We start from the raw sequence: 15133 nt of genomic DNA, 5'->3' as shown, positions 1-15133 counted from the left end.
TTTTTGAACCCCTGCCCCACTGTTACCAACAACCACCCCGCCTGAACGCCCTCGCGCACCAAAATCTTCCGGCTGTTCGTTTTTGCGCACCAGATCAGGGCGCGGACTTTTTCTGAATCACGATAAACGGCGAAACCACCACTGCCCAGATCGGCGCAATCGTGTGCGAAAGGTCTAGCGCCTGCTCGGCAGTCACCGGCACGACCGTGCCATCATTTCGCCATTTTTCCACGGTTTCACTGCGGTTTTCGGCCATTGCCGACGCCACCTCGATCAGGTCCAGCGACGGGTCGACCCAAATCAGGTCACCCTTGGCCCAAAAACGCTCCAGCGCTTTCCACTCGATGATTGCAGTCTCGCCGAGCAATTTGGCATAGAGGGTGCTTGGTTGATCTGTCATGGGTTCCTACCAGAAATAATTCGACCACTGAAAGGTCGCTATTTTTGCAGAAAAACCCAGTTTCAAATAAGTAATTGATCGACAAGGCCATGAAGATCACGCCCCGCCGCAGCATGCTGGCAAATTGGCGGCGCCTTTATGTAACTTTCTGTCGATTAGGCGACACCCCCGGATTTTGCCCCGAAAAGCCCGCTTTTCAATCGATCAAGCGGCGCTCTACACTGTACCGGTACAGTTGCCAGGGCATTTTGCGGGGGAACACGGGAAAGGCGGGACGGCGTGGCCGTCACGGTATCCCGGTCCGTAGCCCTGGGCACCAGGACTATAAAAATTACAACAGAATGAGTGGAGCACTATGAGTAAGCAGATTTCCAAGCTGTTCGCCGCAATGGTTCTGGCCGGGGTTGCCAGCCATGCAGTTGCCGCCGATACCATCAAGATCGGCATCGCCGGCCCGAAGACCGGTCCGGTTACTCAATACGGTGACATGCAGTTCATCGGTGCAAAACAGGCCATCAAGGACATCAACGCCAAGGGCGGCGTTGACGGCAAGATGCTCGAAGCCAAGGAATACGACGACGCCTGCGACCCTAAACAGGCCGTGGCAGTCGCCAACAAAGTGGTCAACGATGGTGTCAAGTTCGTGGTCGGCCACCTGTGCTCCAGCTCCACTCAACCAGCGTCCGACATCTATGAAGATGAAGGCGTGATCATGATCACCCCGGCTGCCACCAGCCCGGAAATCACCGCCCGCGGCTACAAGCTGATCTTCCGTACCATCGGCCTGGACAGCGCCCAGGGCCCGGCCGCCGGCAACTACATCGCCGACCACGTCAAGCCCAAGGTGGTTGCGGTACTGCACGACAAGCAGCAGTACGGTGAAGGCATCGCCACCGCGGTCAAGCAGACCCTGGAAGGCAAAGGCACCAAGGTTGCCGTGTTCGAAGGCCTGAACGCCGGCGACAAGGACTTCTCCTCGATCATCCAGAAGCTCAAGCAAGCCAACGTCGACTTCGTGTACTACGGCGGCTACCACCCAGAGCTGGGCCTGATCCTGCGCCAGGCTCAGGAAAAAGGCCTGAAGGCCAAGTTCATGGGCCCAGAGGGCGTGGGCAACGACTCGATCTCGCAGATCGCCCAGGGCGCTTCCGAAGGCCTGCTGGTAACCCTGCCCAAGTCGTTCGACGCCGACCCTGCGAACAAGGCCATCGTCGACGCCATCAAGGCTGACGGCAAGGACCCGAGCGGTCCGTTCGTGTTCCCGGCCTACTCGGCGGTGGAACTGATCGCCGAAGGCATCAAGGCGGCCAAGAGCGAAGACACCGACAAGGTCGCACAGGCCCTGCACACCGGCACCTTCAAGACCCCTACCGGCGACTTGTCCTATGACAAGAACGGCGACCTGAAGGACTTCAAGTTCGTCGTCTACGAATGGCATTTCGGCAAACCTAAAACCGAAGTTTCCCCTCAGTAATCCCGTCACTCCATGACTACAAGCCCACTGTGCGAGCAGTGGGCTTTGTTTTACGAGGTTCATGGGCCTGATTCCCGCGATCCGGGAGCAGGTTCACCTGAAAATCTTAAAACCGTCACCAGCGGTTCGCTGGCAGTGCCCGTGCGAAGTGGCCTCAGACCACAAGCCGGGACGGGTGCAAGCCCACCAGTGAAATGCGTATCGGGTTTTTAGGAGCGCTGTAATGCCTGAGATCTATCACTTCTTCCAACAGCTGGTTAATGGCCTGACCATTGGCAGCACCTATGCCTTGATAGCCATTGGCTACACAATGGTTTACGGCATCATTGGAATGATCAACTTCGCCCACGGCGAGGTGTACATGATCGGTTCCTACGTGGCCTTCATCGCCCTTGCCGGGCTGGCCATGATGGGCATCGACTCACTGCCGATACTGATGACCGCCGCGTTCATCGCGACCATCGTGGTCACCAGCGCCTATGGCTACAGCATCGAACGGGTCGCCTACCGCCCCTTGCGCAACAGCAACCGGCTGATCCCGCTGATCTCTGCCATCGGCATGTCGATTTTCCTGCAGAACACTGTCTTGCTTGCCCAGGATTCCAAGGACAAGTCGATCCCCAACCTGATTCCGGGGAGCATCTCCTTCGGGCCGGGCGGCGCCGAGGAAGTCCTGATTTCCTACATGCAGATCCTGGTCTTCGTCGTCACCCTGGTGGCCATGACCGGGCTGACCCTGTTCATCTCGCGTTCACGCCTGGGCCGCGCCTGTCGCGCCTGTGCCGAAGACATCAAGATGGCCAACCTGCTGGGTATCAACACCAACAACATCATCGCCCTGACCTTCGTGATCGGTGCGGCCCTGGCGGCCGTGGCAGCGGTACTGCTGAGCATGCAGTACGGCGTGATCAACCCCAACGCCGGCTTCCTGGTGGGCCTGAAGGCCTTTACCGCGGCGGTGCTGGGCGGCATCGGCAGCATTCCGGGCGCCATGCTCGGCGGGCTGGTGCTGGGCGTGGCCGAGGCCTTTGGCGCCGATATCTTCGGTGACCAGTACAAGGACGTGGTGGCATTCGGTCTTCTGGTTCTGGTGTTGTTGTTCCGTCCGACCGGCATCCTGGGCCGTCCGGAGGTCGAGAAAGTATGAGCAGAAATCTCAAATCGGCGTTTTTCAGCGCCTTGCTGGTCTGGGCCGTGGCATTCCCGGTACTTGGCCTGAAACTCAGCATCGTCGGTATCAGCCTGCAGGTGCATGGCCAGGGGCCCCTGGCCCTGAGCGTGATTGTGGTGTGCTCGGTGCTGATGTTCCTGCGCGTGCTGTTCGACAAGCAATGGAGCGCGATGATGCGGTCCGCCCCCCGGGGTGCACTGATATCGCCCAAGGTCAGCAACTTCCTGACCCTGCCGCGTACCCAGCGCTACATCATCCTGGGCCTGATCGCGGTTGCCCTGGTGTGGCCGTTCTTCGGTTCGCGCGGTGCGGTCGACATCGCCACGCTCATCCTGATCTACGTGATGCTGGGCCTTGGCCTGAACATCGTGGTCGGCCTGGCGGGCCTGCTCGACCTGGGCTACGTGGGCTTCTACGCCGTGGGCGCCTACAGCTATGCGCTGCTGTCGCACTACTTCGGCCTGAGCTTCTGGGTGTGCCTGCCCATCGCGGGGATGATGGCGGCCACGTTCGGCTTCCTGCTGGGCTTCCCGGTGCTGCGCCTGCGCGGTGACTACCTGGCCATCGTGACCCTGGGTTTCGGCGAGATCATCCGGCTGTTCCTGCGTAACCTGACCGACCTCACCGGCGGCCCGAACGGTATCAGCAACATTCCCAAGCCGTCGTTCTTCGGCCTGAGCTTCGAGCGCAGGGCGGCTGAAGGCATGCAGACCTTCCACGAGTTCTTCGGGGTGGAATACAACTCGATCAACAAGGTGATCTTCCTGTACCTGGTGGCATTGCTGCTGGCCCTGCTGGCGCTGTTCGTGATCAACCGCCTGCTGCGCATGCCGATCGGGCGCGCCTGGGAAGCGCTGCGCGAAGACGAGATCGCCTGCCGTGCGCTGGGCCTGAACCCGACCATCATCAAGCTCTCGGCCTTCACCCTCGGTGCCTGCTTCGCCGGTTTTGCCGGCAGCTTCTTCGCCGCGCGCCAGGGCCTGGTGACGCCGGAGTCGTTCACCTTCATCGAGTCGGCGATCATCCTCGCCATTGTCGTGCTCGGCGGCATGGGCTCTCAGCTGGGCGTGATCCTCGCGGCCATCGTGATGATCCTGCTGCCCGAACTGATGCGCGACTTCAGTGAATACCGGATGCTGATGTTCGGTGCCCTGATGGTATTGATGATGATCTGGCGTCCGCAGGGCCTGCTGCCTATGCAACGTCCACACATGGAGCTGCGTCGATGAGCCGCGAAATTCTGCAAGTGAGCGGCCTGAGCATGCGCTTCGGCGGCCTGTTGGCGGTCAACGGCGTGGCCCTGTCCGTCAAGGAAAAACAAGTGGTGGCACTGATCGGCCCCAACGGCGCCGGCAAGACCACCGTGTTCAACTGCCTGACCGGCTTCTACAAGCCCAGTGGCGGCAGCATCCTGCTCGACGGCCAGCCCATCCAGGGCCTGGCCGGCCACGAGATCGCCCGCAAGGGCGTGGTGCGTACCTTCCAGAACGTGCGCCTGTTCAAGGAAATGACCGCGCTGGAAAACCTGCTGATCGCCCAGCACCGTCACCTGAACACCAACTTCTTCGCCGGCCTGTTCAAGACCCCGGGCTTTCGTCGCAGCGAGCACGAGGCGATGGAGTACGCGCAGTACTGGCTGGAAAAGGTCGACCTGGTCGAGTTCGCCAACCGTAACGCCGGCACCCTGGCCTATGGTCAGCAACGCCGGCTGGAAATCGCCCGCTGCATGATGACCCGCCCGCGGATCCTCATGCTCGACGAGCCGGCGGCAGGCCTGAACCCGAAAGAGACCGAAGACCTCAAGGCGCTGATCGGCACCTTGCGTGAGGAACACGGGGTGACCGTGCTGCTGATCGAGCACGACATGAAGCTGGTCATGAGCATTTCCGACCATATCGTGGTGATCAACCAGGGCACGCCGCTGGCCGATGGCACCCCGCAACAGATCCGGGACAACCCCGAAGTGATCAAAGCCTACCTGGGGGAAGCGTAAATGCTGCAGTTCGAAAACGTTTCCACCTTCTACGGCAAGATCCAGGCGCTGCACAGCGTCAACGTGGAGATTCGCCAGGGCGAGATCGTCACCCTGATCGGCGCCAACGGCGCAGGCAAGTCGACCCTGCTGATGACCCTGTGCGGGTCGCCCCAGGCCCACAGCGGCAGCATCCGCTACATGGGCGAGGAGCTGGTGGGGCAAAGTTCGGCGCAGATCATGCGCAAGAGCATTGCCGTGGTGCCCGAGGGTCGGCGCGTGTTCGCACGCCTGACCGTGGAGGAGAACCTGGCCATGGGCGGGTTCTTCACCGACAAGGGCGACTACCAAGAGCAGATGGACAAGGTGCTGCACCTGTTCCCGCGGCTCAAGGAGCGCTTCAGCCAGCGTGGCGGCACCATGTCCGGGGGCGAGCAGCAGATGCTCGCCATCGGCCGTGCGCTGATGAGCAAGCCCAAGCTGTTGCTGCTCGACGAACCGTCACTGGGGCTGGCGCCGATCATCATCCAGCAGATCTTCGACATCATCGAACAGCTGCGCAAGGATGGTGTAACGGTGTTCCTGGTGGAGCAGAACGCCAACCAGGCCCTGAAGATCGCCGACCGTGCCTATGTGCTGGAGAACGGCCGGGTGGTGATGCAGGGCACCGGTGAAGCGCTGCTGACCGACCCGAAAGTACGCGACGCGTACCTGGGGGGCTGAACCAGACGGCCCCTTCGCCGGCAACGCCGGCTCCTACAGTGCAGGAGCCGGCGTTGTCGGTGAAGGGGCCGGTACCGGCAACGCACCCAGCGCCTGGCTGCCACGCTTGAACCAGCGCACCAGGTAATCGGCCACCACCTGCACGCGTTTGGGCATCCCGCCCTGATACGGGTGCACCAGGAACAAAGGCGTACTGCGTGTCTGGTAATCGCGCAGCAACCAGCACAAGCGCCCGTCCGCCAGCTCGGCATGCAACATGTAGGACGGCAGCCGCGCCACCCCCGCCCCCACCAGCACCGCCTTCTTCAACAGGCTGTAGTGATTGCTGGCAAAATTCCCCGCCACCTGCACCCGCAGCAATTCATGCTGCTGGTGGTACAGCCATTCCTCGCGTCCGCTGTAATGACTGTTGAGCAGGCAGCGATGCTCGGCCAGCGCCTGCGGCGTGGTCGGCGTGCCGTGGCGCTCCAGGTACGCCGGGCTGGCGCAGGTCAGCTCCTGCATGGCCAGCAGCGGCCGCGCCACCAGGCGCTCGTCATTGCCCGGGATCTGTCGGATGGCCAGGTCGAAGCCGTCGCGCAGCAGGTCGCGGTAGGCATTGTCCAGTTCCAGTTCGATCTGCAACTGCGGGTACTGGTTGCCCAGCTCCAGCAGCAGGCCTTCGAAGAAGGTTTCACCCAGCGACACCGGCACCGTCACCCGCACCGGGCCCGACAGGTCATCCTTGAGCCGCGACAGTGCCTGGCGCGCCTGGGTCACCTGGCGCACCAGCGCCTGGGCCTGGGGCAGCAGCGCTGCGCCCGCGGCGGTCAGGCTCAGGCGCCGCGTGGTGCGGTGCAGCAGCTTGACCGAATGGCTGCTCTCCAGCTGGCTGATGCGCTTGGACAACTGCCCCTTGCTCCAGCCCAGCTGCTCCGCGGCCAGGGTAAAACTGCCCGCATCCATCAACACCGCAAAGGCCGCCAGATCGTCCAGCTCGCTCATGGATTGTTTCCGCATGAAAACCAAAGGTTGCCTATTAGCAGGCTTATTCACGCAAAAATCCACCCTAGACTGAAACCTCACCCCACACGCGAGGAACAGCCCCATGAAAATCATTCTGATCGGCGCCGGCGGTACCATCGGTTCGGCCGTGGCCCGTGAACTGGAACAGCGCCACGAGGTGATCCGGGTCGGTCGCAACAGCGGCGACCTGCAGGCCGATATCAGCGACAGTGCCTCGATTCGCCGCCTGTTCGAGCAGACCGGGCGCTTCGATGCCCTGGTGTGCGCCGCCGGCAACGTGGTGTTCGCGCCCCTGGACGAACTGGACGAACAGGGGTTTGCCCTGGGCCTGAACGACAAGCTGATGGGCCAGGTCAACCTGCTGCTGATCGGTCGCGAGTTCATCAATGACGGCGGCTCGTTCACCTTCACCACCGGCGTCACCAGCCACGACCCGATCCGTACCGGCACTTCGGCCAGCCTGGTCAACGGTGCCATCGACGCCTTCGTGCGCGCCGCCGCCATCGAGCTGCCACGCGGGCTGCGGGTCAACGCCATCAGTCCGACCGTGCTGCTCGAGGCCATGCCCGACTATGCCCCCTACTTTCGCGGCTTCAAGCCGGTACCGGCGGCCGACGTGGCGCTGGCCTACGCCAAGAGCGTGGAGGGGCTGCAGACCGGGCAGACCTATCACGTGGGCTAGGGCCTTGTGATTGCGCCCCAGGCTGCGTAACGTGACGACACTTTTCTGGACCCGATGCTGGAGCCCCCCGATGCGTGCCGCCCCTTCGCTGCTGTTAGCCGCCCTGCTGCCCCTGTTCGCCGGTTGCCAGATGCTGGCAGACAAACCCGAGACGGTGTCCACCGTCGGCATGACTCGCCTGCAGGGCGAGCTGTCCGCCGCTGGCGGCCAGTTGCTGTTCAAGCCGTGCGAGGAGAGCCGCCGCTTCGTGGTCCGCGACACCGGCAACACCGGCCTGCTGCAGGAAGCTTCGGCACTGGCGGCAACCCCCGGCACCCTGTTCGCCGACGTGCGCGGCAAGCTGGCCGGCAGCCAGCAGGCCGGCAACGATGGCCAGCTCGACGTGCAACAGCTGTACCGCGTCGAGCACTCCTCCAGCGCCTGCAGCGACCCGAACTTCAAGCGCCTGATCCTGCGCGCCAGCGGCCATGAGCCGGACTGGAACATCAAGGCCAGCGGCCAGGGCATGGTGCTCGACCGCCCAGGCCAGCCCTCGTTGGCGGTGCCGTACCTGGAAGAACAGATGCCCGACGGGCGCCTGTCACTGAGCACCGAAGCCAATGGCCAGCGCATCGACCTGTGGGTCGCCCCGCAGCGCTGCGTGGACATCGCCACCGGCGCGGTCAGCCACCTGAGCGCCGAACTGCGCATCGATGGCCAGACCCTGCGTGGCTGCGGCTACTACGGCGGCTCGCGCAACGACTGACCGGCCGCACGCGTTTAAGCTGCCTTAAGCGCCTGCGAACAGCTTATACTTGGCGGTTTGTGCAAAGCCGCCGGCCCTTTGATGGCCGGGATACTGGACCCTGTCATGCTACGAATCACTGAACTGAAGTTGCCGCTGGATCACCCGGACGAAGCCCTGCGCGAAGCCATCGTGCAGCGCCTGGGGATCAGCGACGACCAGCTGCTGGACTTCACGCTGTTCAAGCGCAGCTACGATGCGCGCAAGAAGAACACCGAACTGCTGTTCATCTACACCATCGACCTGACAGCCAGCAACGAAGCTGAGCTGCTGCAGAAGTTCGCCGACGATCACAACATCACCCCGGCCCCGGACGTCAGCTACAAGCCGGTCGGCCAGGCGCCGGCCGAGCTTGCCGAACGCCCGATCGTGGTCGGCTTCGGCCCGTGCGGGATCTTCGCCGGCCTGCTGCTGGCACAGATGGGCTTCAAGCCGATCATCCTCGAACGCGGCAAGGAGGTGCGCCAACGCACCAAGGACACCTGGGGCCTGTGGCGCAAGAGCGTGCTCAACCCCGAGTCCAACGTGCAGTTTGGCGAAGGCGGTGCCGGCACCTTCTCCGACGGCAAGCTGTACAGCCAGATCAAGGACCCGAAGCATCACGGCCGCAAGGTGCTGCACGAGTTCGTCAAGGCCGGTGCGCCGGACGAGATCCTGTACGTCAACAAGCCGCACATCGGTACCTTCCGCCTGACCGGCATGGTCGAGAACATGCGCCAGCAGATCGAAGCCATGGGCGGCGAGGTGCGTTTCGAGCAGAAGGTCATCGACCTGATCAGCGAGGGCGAGCAACTGACCGGCGTGGTACTCGAAAGTGGCGAACAGCTGCATTCGCGCCACGTGATCCTGGCCCTGGGGCACAGCGCCCGCGACACCTTCCGCATGCTGCATGCGCGGGGCGTGTTCATGGAAGCCAAGCCGTTCTCCATCGGCTTTCGCATCGAGCACCCGCAGACCCTGATCGACAAGGCCCGCCTGGGCAAGTATGCCGGACACCCGAAACTCGGCGCGGCCGACTACAAGCTGGTGTACCACGCCAAGAACGGACGTTCGGTATACAGCTTCTGCATGTGCCCGGGCGGCACGGTGGTAGCTGCCACCAGCGAACCGGGCCGCGTGGTGACCAACGGCATGAGCCAGTACTCGCGCAACGAGCGCAATGCCAACTCTGGCATCGTGGTCGGCATCACCCCCGAGCAGGACTACCCGGGCGGCCCGCTGGCCGGCATCGAACTGCAGGAACGTCTGGAGAGCCTGGCCTATGAGCTCGGTGGCAGCAACTACCAGGCACCGGCGCAACTGGTGGGCGACTTTGTCGCCGGCAAGCCATCCACCGCCCTGGGCAGCGTGGAACCCTCGTACAAGCCGGGCGTGAGCCTGGGCGACCTGGCGCTGAGCCTGCCGGCCTTTGCCATCGAGGCGATCCGTGAGGCACTGCCGGCGTTCGACCGCCAGATCAAGGGTTACAACCTGCCCGATGCGGTGTTGACCGGCATCGAGACGCGTACCTCCTCGCCGCTGCGCATCACCCGCGATGCCAGCCTGCAGAGCCTGAACCTGAAGGGGTTGTTCCCCGCCGGTGAGGGGGCTGGGTATGCAGGCGGGATTCTGTCGGCGGGCGTGGACGGAATTCGCGTGGCCGAGGCAGTGGCGCGCAGCATGCTGGGGCTGGACCTGGAAGCGTGAGGTAGGGCTTGCGGGCCGTTTCGACGGCAAGATCGGCCCCTGCAGGGGTTGGCCTTGCTGGCGGAAAAGCCGCAATAGCATATAACAAAAAAGAATATAGTTTTTGTTCTAAAGCATATCCCCACAGGGTAGGGTGTTCCTCTTCGAATTTCAGGATGGAGGAGCACCCTTGCCTCTACGCAGCACATTCACGCGTTTCTTCCAGCTCGAATCAGCCAGCGGCCTGCTGCTGATTGCCGCGGCTGCCCTTGCGCTGATCATCAACAACTCCCCCCTCTCCTACCTCTACAACGGCCTGCTCGACGTGCCCGTGGTGGCCCAGGTGGGCGCGCTGCAAATCGCCAAGCCCCTGCTGCTGTGGATCAACGACGGCCTGATGGCACTGTTCTTTCTGCTCATCGGCCTGGAGGTCAAGCGCGAGATCATCGACGGCCACCTGTCCAGGCCCTCGCAGATCGTGCTGCCCGGCGCAGCCGCCATCGGCGGCATGGTGGTACCGGCACTGATCTACTACTTCCTCAACAAGGACAACCCCGCCGCCGTGGCCGGCTGGGCGATCCCCACCGCCACCGACATCGCCTTCGCCCTCGGCGTGCTGGCCCTGCTCGGCAAGCGTGTACCGGTGTCGCTCAAGCTGTTCCTGATGACCCTCGCGATCATCGACGACCTGGGCGCGATCATCGTCATCGCCCTGTTCTACTCCGGCGCCCTGTCCACCCTGTCGCTGATGCTGGCCGCCGCCTGCCTGGTAGCGCTGGTGGCGATGAACCGGATGGGGGTGGTCAAGCTGGGGCCGTACATGGTGATCGGGTTGATCCTGTGGGTGTGCGTACTCAAGAGCGGCGTGCATGCCACGCTGGCCGGTGTCACCCTGGCGCTGACCATCCCGCTGCGCACTCGCAACGCCGAGCCGTCGCCCCTGCTGGCGCTGGAGCACGCCCTTCACCCCTGGGTGGCGTTCGGTATCCTGCCTCTGTTCGCCTTCGCCAATGCCGGCGTGTCGCTGGCCGGCGTCACCGCCGAGAGCTTTACCCACCATGTGCCGATGGGCATCGCGGTCGGCCTGCTGCTGGGCAAGACCGTCGGAGTGTTCGGCCTGACCTGGCTGGCGATCAAGCTGGGCCTGGCCGCCCTGCCCAGTGGCGCCAACTGGGGCCAGGTGCTGGGGGTGGCGATCCTGTGCGGCATCGGCTTCACCATGAGCCTGTTCGTCGGCTCGCTGGCCTTCGTGCCGGGCAGCAGCGAGTACGCCGGCATGGACCGCATGGGCATTCTCACCGGTTCCATCCTGGCAGCGGTGATCGGCTACGCGGTAACCGCCATGGCCAGCCGCAAGGCCGTCGGCAGTTGATGCCGAACCGGCAATGAAAAACCCCGACCGGCGGTGCCGAGTCGGGGTTTTGTTTGCACGCCCTCATAGCCAGAGGGCTGCAGGACAAGGTTCAGTGAGAAACCCGGCTGGTGCCATCCACGGTCATGATGCGAACGCGCTCGCCCACCCGGAATATTTCGTTCTGCTGAACCTGCTGGACATAGGCGCGCATGCTGCCATCGTCTTCACGCACGGTGATTTCCACACCCTGGGTGCGGGTCAGGCCTTCCTCGGCTGCAGAACCTGCCAGGCCGCCGGCTACCGCACCGATGACTGCCGCGACGATACTGCCACGACCGCCGCCTACCGCGCTGCCGGCCACGCCACCCACGATGGCACCGGCGCCGCCGCCGATCGGGGTCTTGGTGCCTTCGATCTTGACCGGACGCAGCGACTCGATGGTACCCATGCGCACTTGTTGCACGCGACGGGCTTCATCGCGGGAATAGGAATCGCCGGTCAGGTTGGAGGTACAGCCGCCAAGCAGCAGCGACATCGTGGTGAACGACGCCACCAACAAAACTGATTTACGCATAGGATCATCTCCAGAAGACAGGTAGTCATTAGACTCCGCGCGTTGACCACTGTCACGACACACGGTGTATAAAATTGCTTCCATTCAGCGTCGGTACAGGCACTTGATCCCCGCCATGACCCCAACACTCAACAGGCAAGGATAGACATGGATTACTTCATCATCGCCGTAACCACCCTGGCGGGTCTGTATTTTCACGGGTGGCTGTATGTACGCATCAAGCGCTGGATGGACCGCGACCTGGCCCTGTCGCTGGCCGGGGACGACGAGCACAAACGCGTCTTCATGCTACAACGTCTGGACAGCGCCAGGGCGCAAAAGGTCAAACGCAAGGAATTGGCGGCCTGGCTGGAACGCGCGGCCGCCGAATACCGCGCCGGTTAAGGGGCCAGGCGCTCGCGCAGCCACAGGCCCTGTTTGAGCCGGTAGTTGAGACGATCATGCAGGCGGCTCGGGCGGCCCTGCCAGAACTCGATGCGTTCCGGCAGCAGGCGGTAGCCACCCCAGTGCTCGGGGCAGTGCGGCTGGGTATCGCTGAAGCGCTGCTCGGTGGCCTTGACCAGATCCTGCAGCTCTTCACGGTTGGCGATCACCCGGCTCTGCGGCGATGCCCAGGCGCCCAGGCGGCTACCCAGCGGGCGTACCTGGTAATACGCATCGGATTCCTGCGCCGTGACCTTCACCACCTTGCCTTCGATGCGCACCTGGCGTTCCAGGGTGGGCCAGAAGAAGGTCATGGCGGCGAACGGGTTGGCGCGCAGGTGATGGCCCTTGGCACTTTCGTAGTTGGTGAAGAAGGTGAAGCCCTGCTCATCCAGCCCCTTGAGCAGCAGGATACGGCAATGCGGACGCCCCTCGCCGTCCACCGTTGCCAACGTCATGGCGTTGGCTTCGACGGGCGGCTGCTCGGTCTTGACGGCATCCTCGAACCATTGGTGAAACAACGCGAACGGCTCTGCCGGCGCCTGGGTTTCGGTCAGGCCGTCGCGAGTGTAGTCGCGGCGCATATCGGCCAGGGTCTGGGTCATGCTGCGTTTCCTTGACGATCAGTTGGTCTTCGCAGGGCTGGTGCTGCTGGCAACGACTTTCTTCGCGGCCGGGGCGGCTTTCTTGGCGGCCGGCTTGGCAGCGGCTGCAGCCGGCTTCTTCTTGGCCACCGGCTTGGCGGCCGGGGCTTTTTTCGCAGTGGCTTTCGCCGCTGGTTTGGTGGCGGGCTTGGCAGCGGCCTTGACCGGTGCCTTGACGTCCTGCACGGCAACCAGTTCGGCCGGGCTAGGGGTCGGCTGCTGGTACTTGGCCACCAGCGCCAGCATGGTGTTCTGTGGCGTCAACAGCAGCTCGACGCGGCGGTTCAAGGCGCGGCCCTGCACACTGTCGTTGGCGGCGCGCGGCGCCACCGACCCCATGCCACGCAGCATCAGGCGATCACGCTGCAGGCCGCTGAGGCGGAAAATCGCCGATACCGACTGGGCGCGCTCCTGGCTCAGCTTCTGGTTGGCAGCAGCTGCGCCGCTGCTGTCGGCATGGCCGAGTACCAGCACGGCGGTCTTGGAGTCGGTCTCGATCACCTTGGCCACGCGCGTGATCGGGCCGAGGGTGGCCGGCAACAGCATGGCGGGGCGGTCAGGGTTATACGAAGAGTCGACCGGTACGGTCACCACCAGCACGTCTTCGCGGCGCTCGAGCTCGAACTTGCTGTCCTTGATCGCTTCGCGCAGCTTGGGCTCGTAGTCGTCGAGCCAGGCCTGGGTGGCCTTGACGTCGATCTTGGGTACCGCCTGGGCCTGGCTCTGGGCCTTGTCGCTATTTCCGAACGGCCACCACCAGCGGCTGCTGCTTTCAGACTTGGCATCAGCCTGGGCAACCTTCTCGGTGACCACATCCTTCACGTCCTTTTCGGCCACCTTGTCGGAGCCGAAGGGCCACCAGCCATGGCCGCCATCGGCCGAGCCGTTCTGAGGGTGCTGTGCGCAACCGGTCACGGCCAGGCACAGGGCGAGAGCTAAGGTTTTATGTGAAGACATCAGCGATACACCATGAAAATGAAAGAAATTTGACCCGACAGCGCAGGCTGTTGGAATCCAGAATAGACAATGGGTTCCGGTTGCAGGGACTTACCCGATCAAAGGCAGCCGGCCAGCACCCGAACCAGTTTCTGTGCCCGCGGGTCCATCAGGACATACGGGCCCAGGGTATTGGTGACAAAGCCAAAGGCCACGTCGTGCTCCGGATCGGCAAAACCGACCGAGCCGCCGGCCCCCGGGTGCCCGAAAGCCTTGGCGCCCAGCCCGAACGTGGCGTTGGGCACCTGTGGCTGATCAAGCATGCAGCCCAGGCCGAAACGGGTCTGGGTCAGCAGGGTCATGTCCTGGCCCAGACTGTGTTCGCGGGTCAGTTCGTCGAGCAGTTCCGATTCCAGCAGGCTGCCGTCCAGCAGCCCGGCATAGAACCCGGCCAGGCTGCGTGCGTTGCCGTGGCCATTGGCCGCCGGTTGCTGCATGCGTCGCCACTCAGGCTTGTTGGTACTGGTCAGGATGGCTGGCGGGTTGGTGAAGGCGCGGGTGGACAACGCCTCGGGCTCACGCATCGTCACCTGCAGCAGCCGCTTGGCTGCCTCGTCACCCGGGTTGCCTTTGCCCCGGGCGATGTGCGCGACACGGTAGAACTCTTCATCGTCCAGTCCCACATGGAAATCCAGCCCCAGGGGCCTGGCGGTGCGCGCCACGATCGACTCGCCCGGGCCGCGGCCGTCGGCGCGGCGAATCAGCTCGCCCAGCAGCCAGCCGTAGGTGATCGCGGCGTAGCCGTGGGCGGTGCCGGGGGTCCACCAGGGGGCTTCGGCGGCCAGGGTGTCGACCATGGTCTGCCAGTCGTACAGGGCTTCGGCGGGCAGCAACTGGCGGATCGCCGGCAGGCCGGCCTGGTGGCACAGCAGTTGGCGCAGGGTTACCGAGCTCTTGCCGGCCTGGGCAAATTCTGGCCAGTAGCGAGCGACCGGTGCATCCAGCGCCAGCTTGCCTTCGGCCACCAGTTGCAGGGCGGTGACGGCGGTGAAGGTTTTTGTGCAGGAGAACAGGTTGGCGATGGTATCGCTGTGCCAGGCTTGCTGTCCGTCCTTGTCGGCGGTGCCGGCCCACAGGTCGAGGACCGTTTCGCCACCGACCTGGATGCACAGTGCGGCGCCGCGTTCCTGGGGATCATCGAAAAGTGCTGCGAAGGCTTCGCGTACCGCCTCGAACTGGAGTTCGTAATGACCTTGAATCTGCACCCGTAATTACCCCGCCGTACTGCGCCACAAAATGGCTGGCATTGTTCCAGCACTGGAGGTT

The 15133-nt window shown here is 63.5% G+C and carries 16 protein-coding genes; 10 read left to right on the top strand and 6 right to left on the bottom strand.

The genetic code is table 11. The features are described from left to right. Positions 1-94 precede the first annotated feature (94 nt). Entirely contained in the window at positions 95-400 is a 306-nt protein-coding gene (locus tag DN387_RS02195) for a DUF2288 domain-containing protein (protein WP_043862607.1), read from the bottom strand. 355 nt (positions 401-755) lie between these two features. Here DN387_RS02195 and DN387_RS02190 point away from each other — a divergent pair, with 355 nt between their 5' ends. The 5 genes from DN387_RS02190 to DN387_RS02170 all read left to right on the top strand — a co-directional run bounded on the left by DN387_RS02190 (position 756) and on the right by DN387_RS02170 (position 5740). Next, complete coding sequence (locus DN387_RS02190) at positions 756-1874, top strand: branched-chain amino acid ABC transporter substrate-binding protein (protein WP_054914725.1); 1119 nt, start codon at positions 756-758, stop codon at positions 1872-1874. Positions 1875-2097: 223 nt separating this feature from the next. After that, positions 2098-3021, top strand: a complete 924-nt coding sequence (livH, locus tag DN387_RS02185) for a high-affinity branched-chain amino acid ABC transporter permease LivH (protein WP_043862609.1) — start codon at positions 2098-2100, stop codon at positions 3019-3021. After that, positions 3018-4274, top strand: coding sequence for a high-affinity branched-chain amino acid ABC transporter permease LivM (locus tag DN387_RS02180; protein WP_043862610.1), 1257 nt, complete (start codon positions 3018-3020; stop codon positions 4272-4274). Before livH ends, DN387_RS02180 begins: the two co-directional genes overlap by 4 nt. After that, the gene (gene livG / locus DN387_RS02175; RefSeq protein ID WP_054914726.1) at positions 4271-5038 is read left to right on the top strand and encodes a high-affinity branched-chain amino acid ABC transporter ATP-binding protein LivG; all 768 of its coding nucleotides are present in this window, start codon (positions 4271-4273) and stop codon (positions 5036-5038) included. The genes DN387_RS02180 and livG overlap by 4 nt, the downstream gene beginning before the upstream one ends. Continuing rightward, positions 5039-5740 carry an ABC transporter ATP-binding protein gene (locus DN387_RS02170; protein WP_043862612.1) on the top strand — a complete coding sequence of 234 codons (702 nt, stop codon included), beginning with the start codon at positions 5039-5041 and terminating at the stop codon, positions 5738-5740. It abuts the gene before it with no gap. A 33-nt stretch (positions 5741-5773) separates the two neighbouring features. Here DN387_RS02170 and DN387_RS02165 read toward each other — a convergent pair whose 3' ends face one another. Then, positions 5774-6724 carry a LysR family transcriptional regulator gene (locus DN387_RS02165; RefSeq protein WP_043862613.1) on the bottom strand — a complete coding sequence of 317 codons (951 nt, stop codon included), beginning with the start codon at positions 6722-6724 and terminating at the stop codon, positions 5774-5776. Positions 6725-6827: 103 nt separating this feature from the next. Here DN387_RS02165 and DN387_RS02160 point away from each other — a divergent pair, with 103 nt between their 5' ends. The 4 genes from DN387_RS02160 (at position 6828) to nhaA (ending at position 11248) form a co-directional block, all read left to right on the top strand. Further along, complete coding sequence (locus DN387_RS02160) at positions 6828-7427, top strand: short chain dehydrogenase (RefSeq protein ID WP_043862614.1); 600 nt, start codon at positions 6828-6830, stop codon at positions 7425-7427. A gap of 70 nt (positions 7428-7497) precedes the next feature. Beyond that, positions 7498-8172 (top strand): COG3650 family protein, encoded by a 675-nt coding sequence (locus DN387_RS02155; RefSeq protein WP_043862615.1) that lies wholly within the window; start codon positions 7498-7500, stop codon positions 8170-8172. A 105-nt stretch (positions 8173-8277) separates the two neighbouring features. Beyond that, entirely contained in the window at positions 8278-9897 is a 1620-nt protein-coding gene (locus DN387_RS02150; protein WP_054914727.1) for an NAD(P)/FAD-dependent oxidoreductase, read from the top strand. A gap of 169 nt (positions 9898-10066) precedes the next feature. Next, positions 10067-11248, top strand: a complete 1182-nt coding sequence (nhaA, locus tag DN387_RS02145; protein ID WP_054914728.1) for a Na+/H+ antiporter NhaA — start codon at positions 10067-10069, stop codon at positions 11246-11248. 91 nt (positions 11249-11339) lie between these two features. Here the strand turns inward: nhaA and DN387_RS02140 are convergent, their stop codons facing one another. Further along, positions 11340-11804, bottom strand: coding sequence for a glycine zipper 2TM domain-containing protein (locus tag DN387_RS02140; protein ID WP_043862618.1), 465 nt, complete (start codon positions 11802-11804; stop codon positions 11340-11342). A 147-nt stretch (positions 11805-11951) separates the two neighbouring features. On the opposite strand from DN387_RS02140, the gene DN387_RS02135 reads away from it, so the two are divergent. Then, the gene (locus DN387_RS02135; protein ID WP_043862619.1) at positions 11952-12188 is read left to right on the top strand and encodes a hypothetical protein; all 237 of its coding nucleotides are present in this window, start codon (positions 11952-11954) and stop codon (positions 12186-12188) included. Here the strand turns inward: DN387_RS02135 and pdxH are convergent. The 3 genes from pdxH to DN387_RS02120 form a co-directional block, all read right to left on the bottom strand. Then, the gene (pdxH, locus tag DN387_RS02130; RefSeq protein WP_043862620.1) at positions 12185-12832 is read right to left on the bottom strand and encodes a pyridoxamine 5'-phosphate oxidase; all 648 of its coding nucleotides are present in this window, start codon (positions 12830-12832) and stop codon (positions 12185-12187) included. The two genes, DN387_RS02135 and pdxH, sit on opposite strands and share 4 nt — an antisense overlap. An 18-nt stretch (positions 12833-12850) precedes the next feature. After that, the gene (locus DN387_RS02125) at positions 12851-13828 is read right to left on the bottom strand and encodes an OmpA family protein (protein ID WP_054914729.1); all 978 of its coding nucleotides are present in this window, start codon (positions 13826-13828) and stop codon (positions 12851-12853) included. A 98-nt stretch (positions 13829-13926) separates the two neighbouring features. Next, positions 13927-15072 carry a serine hydrolase domain-containing protein gene (locus tag DN387_RS02120; RefSeq protein WP_054914730.1) on the bottom strand — a complete coding sequence of 382 codons (1146 nt, stop codon included), beginning with the start codon at positions 15070-15072 and terminating at the stop codon, positions 13927-13929. Positions 15073-15133 lie beyond the last annotated feature (61 nt).

The sequence above is a fragment of the Pseudomonas sp. FBF18 genome, assembly GCF_024261405.1.
Lineage (GTDB): Bacteria > Pseudomonadota > Gammaproteobacteria > Pseudomonadales > Pseudomonadaceae > Aquipseudomonas > Aquipseudomonas palmensis.
The sequence above is the reverse complement of the archived record's forward strand: the minus strand, read 5'-3'. Positions and strand labels throughout refer to the sequence as shown.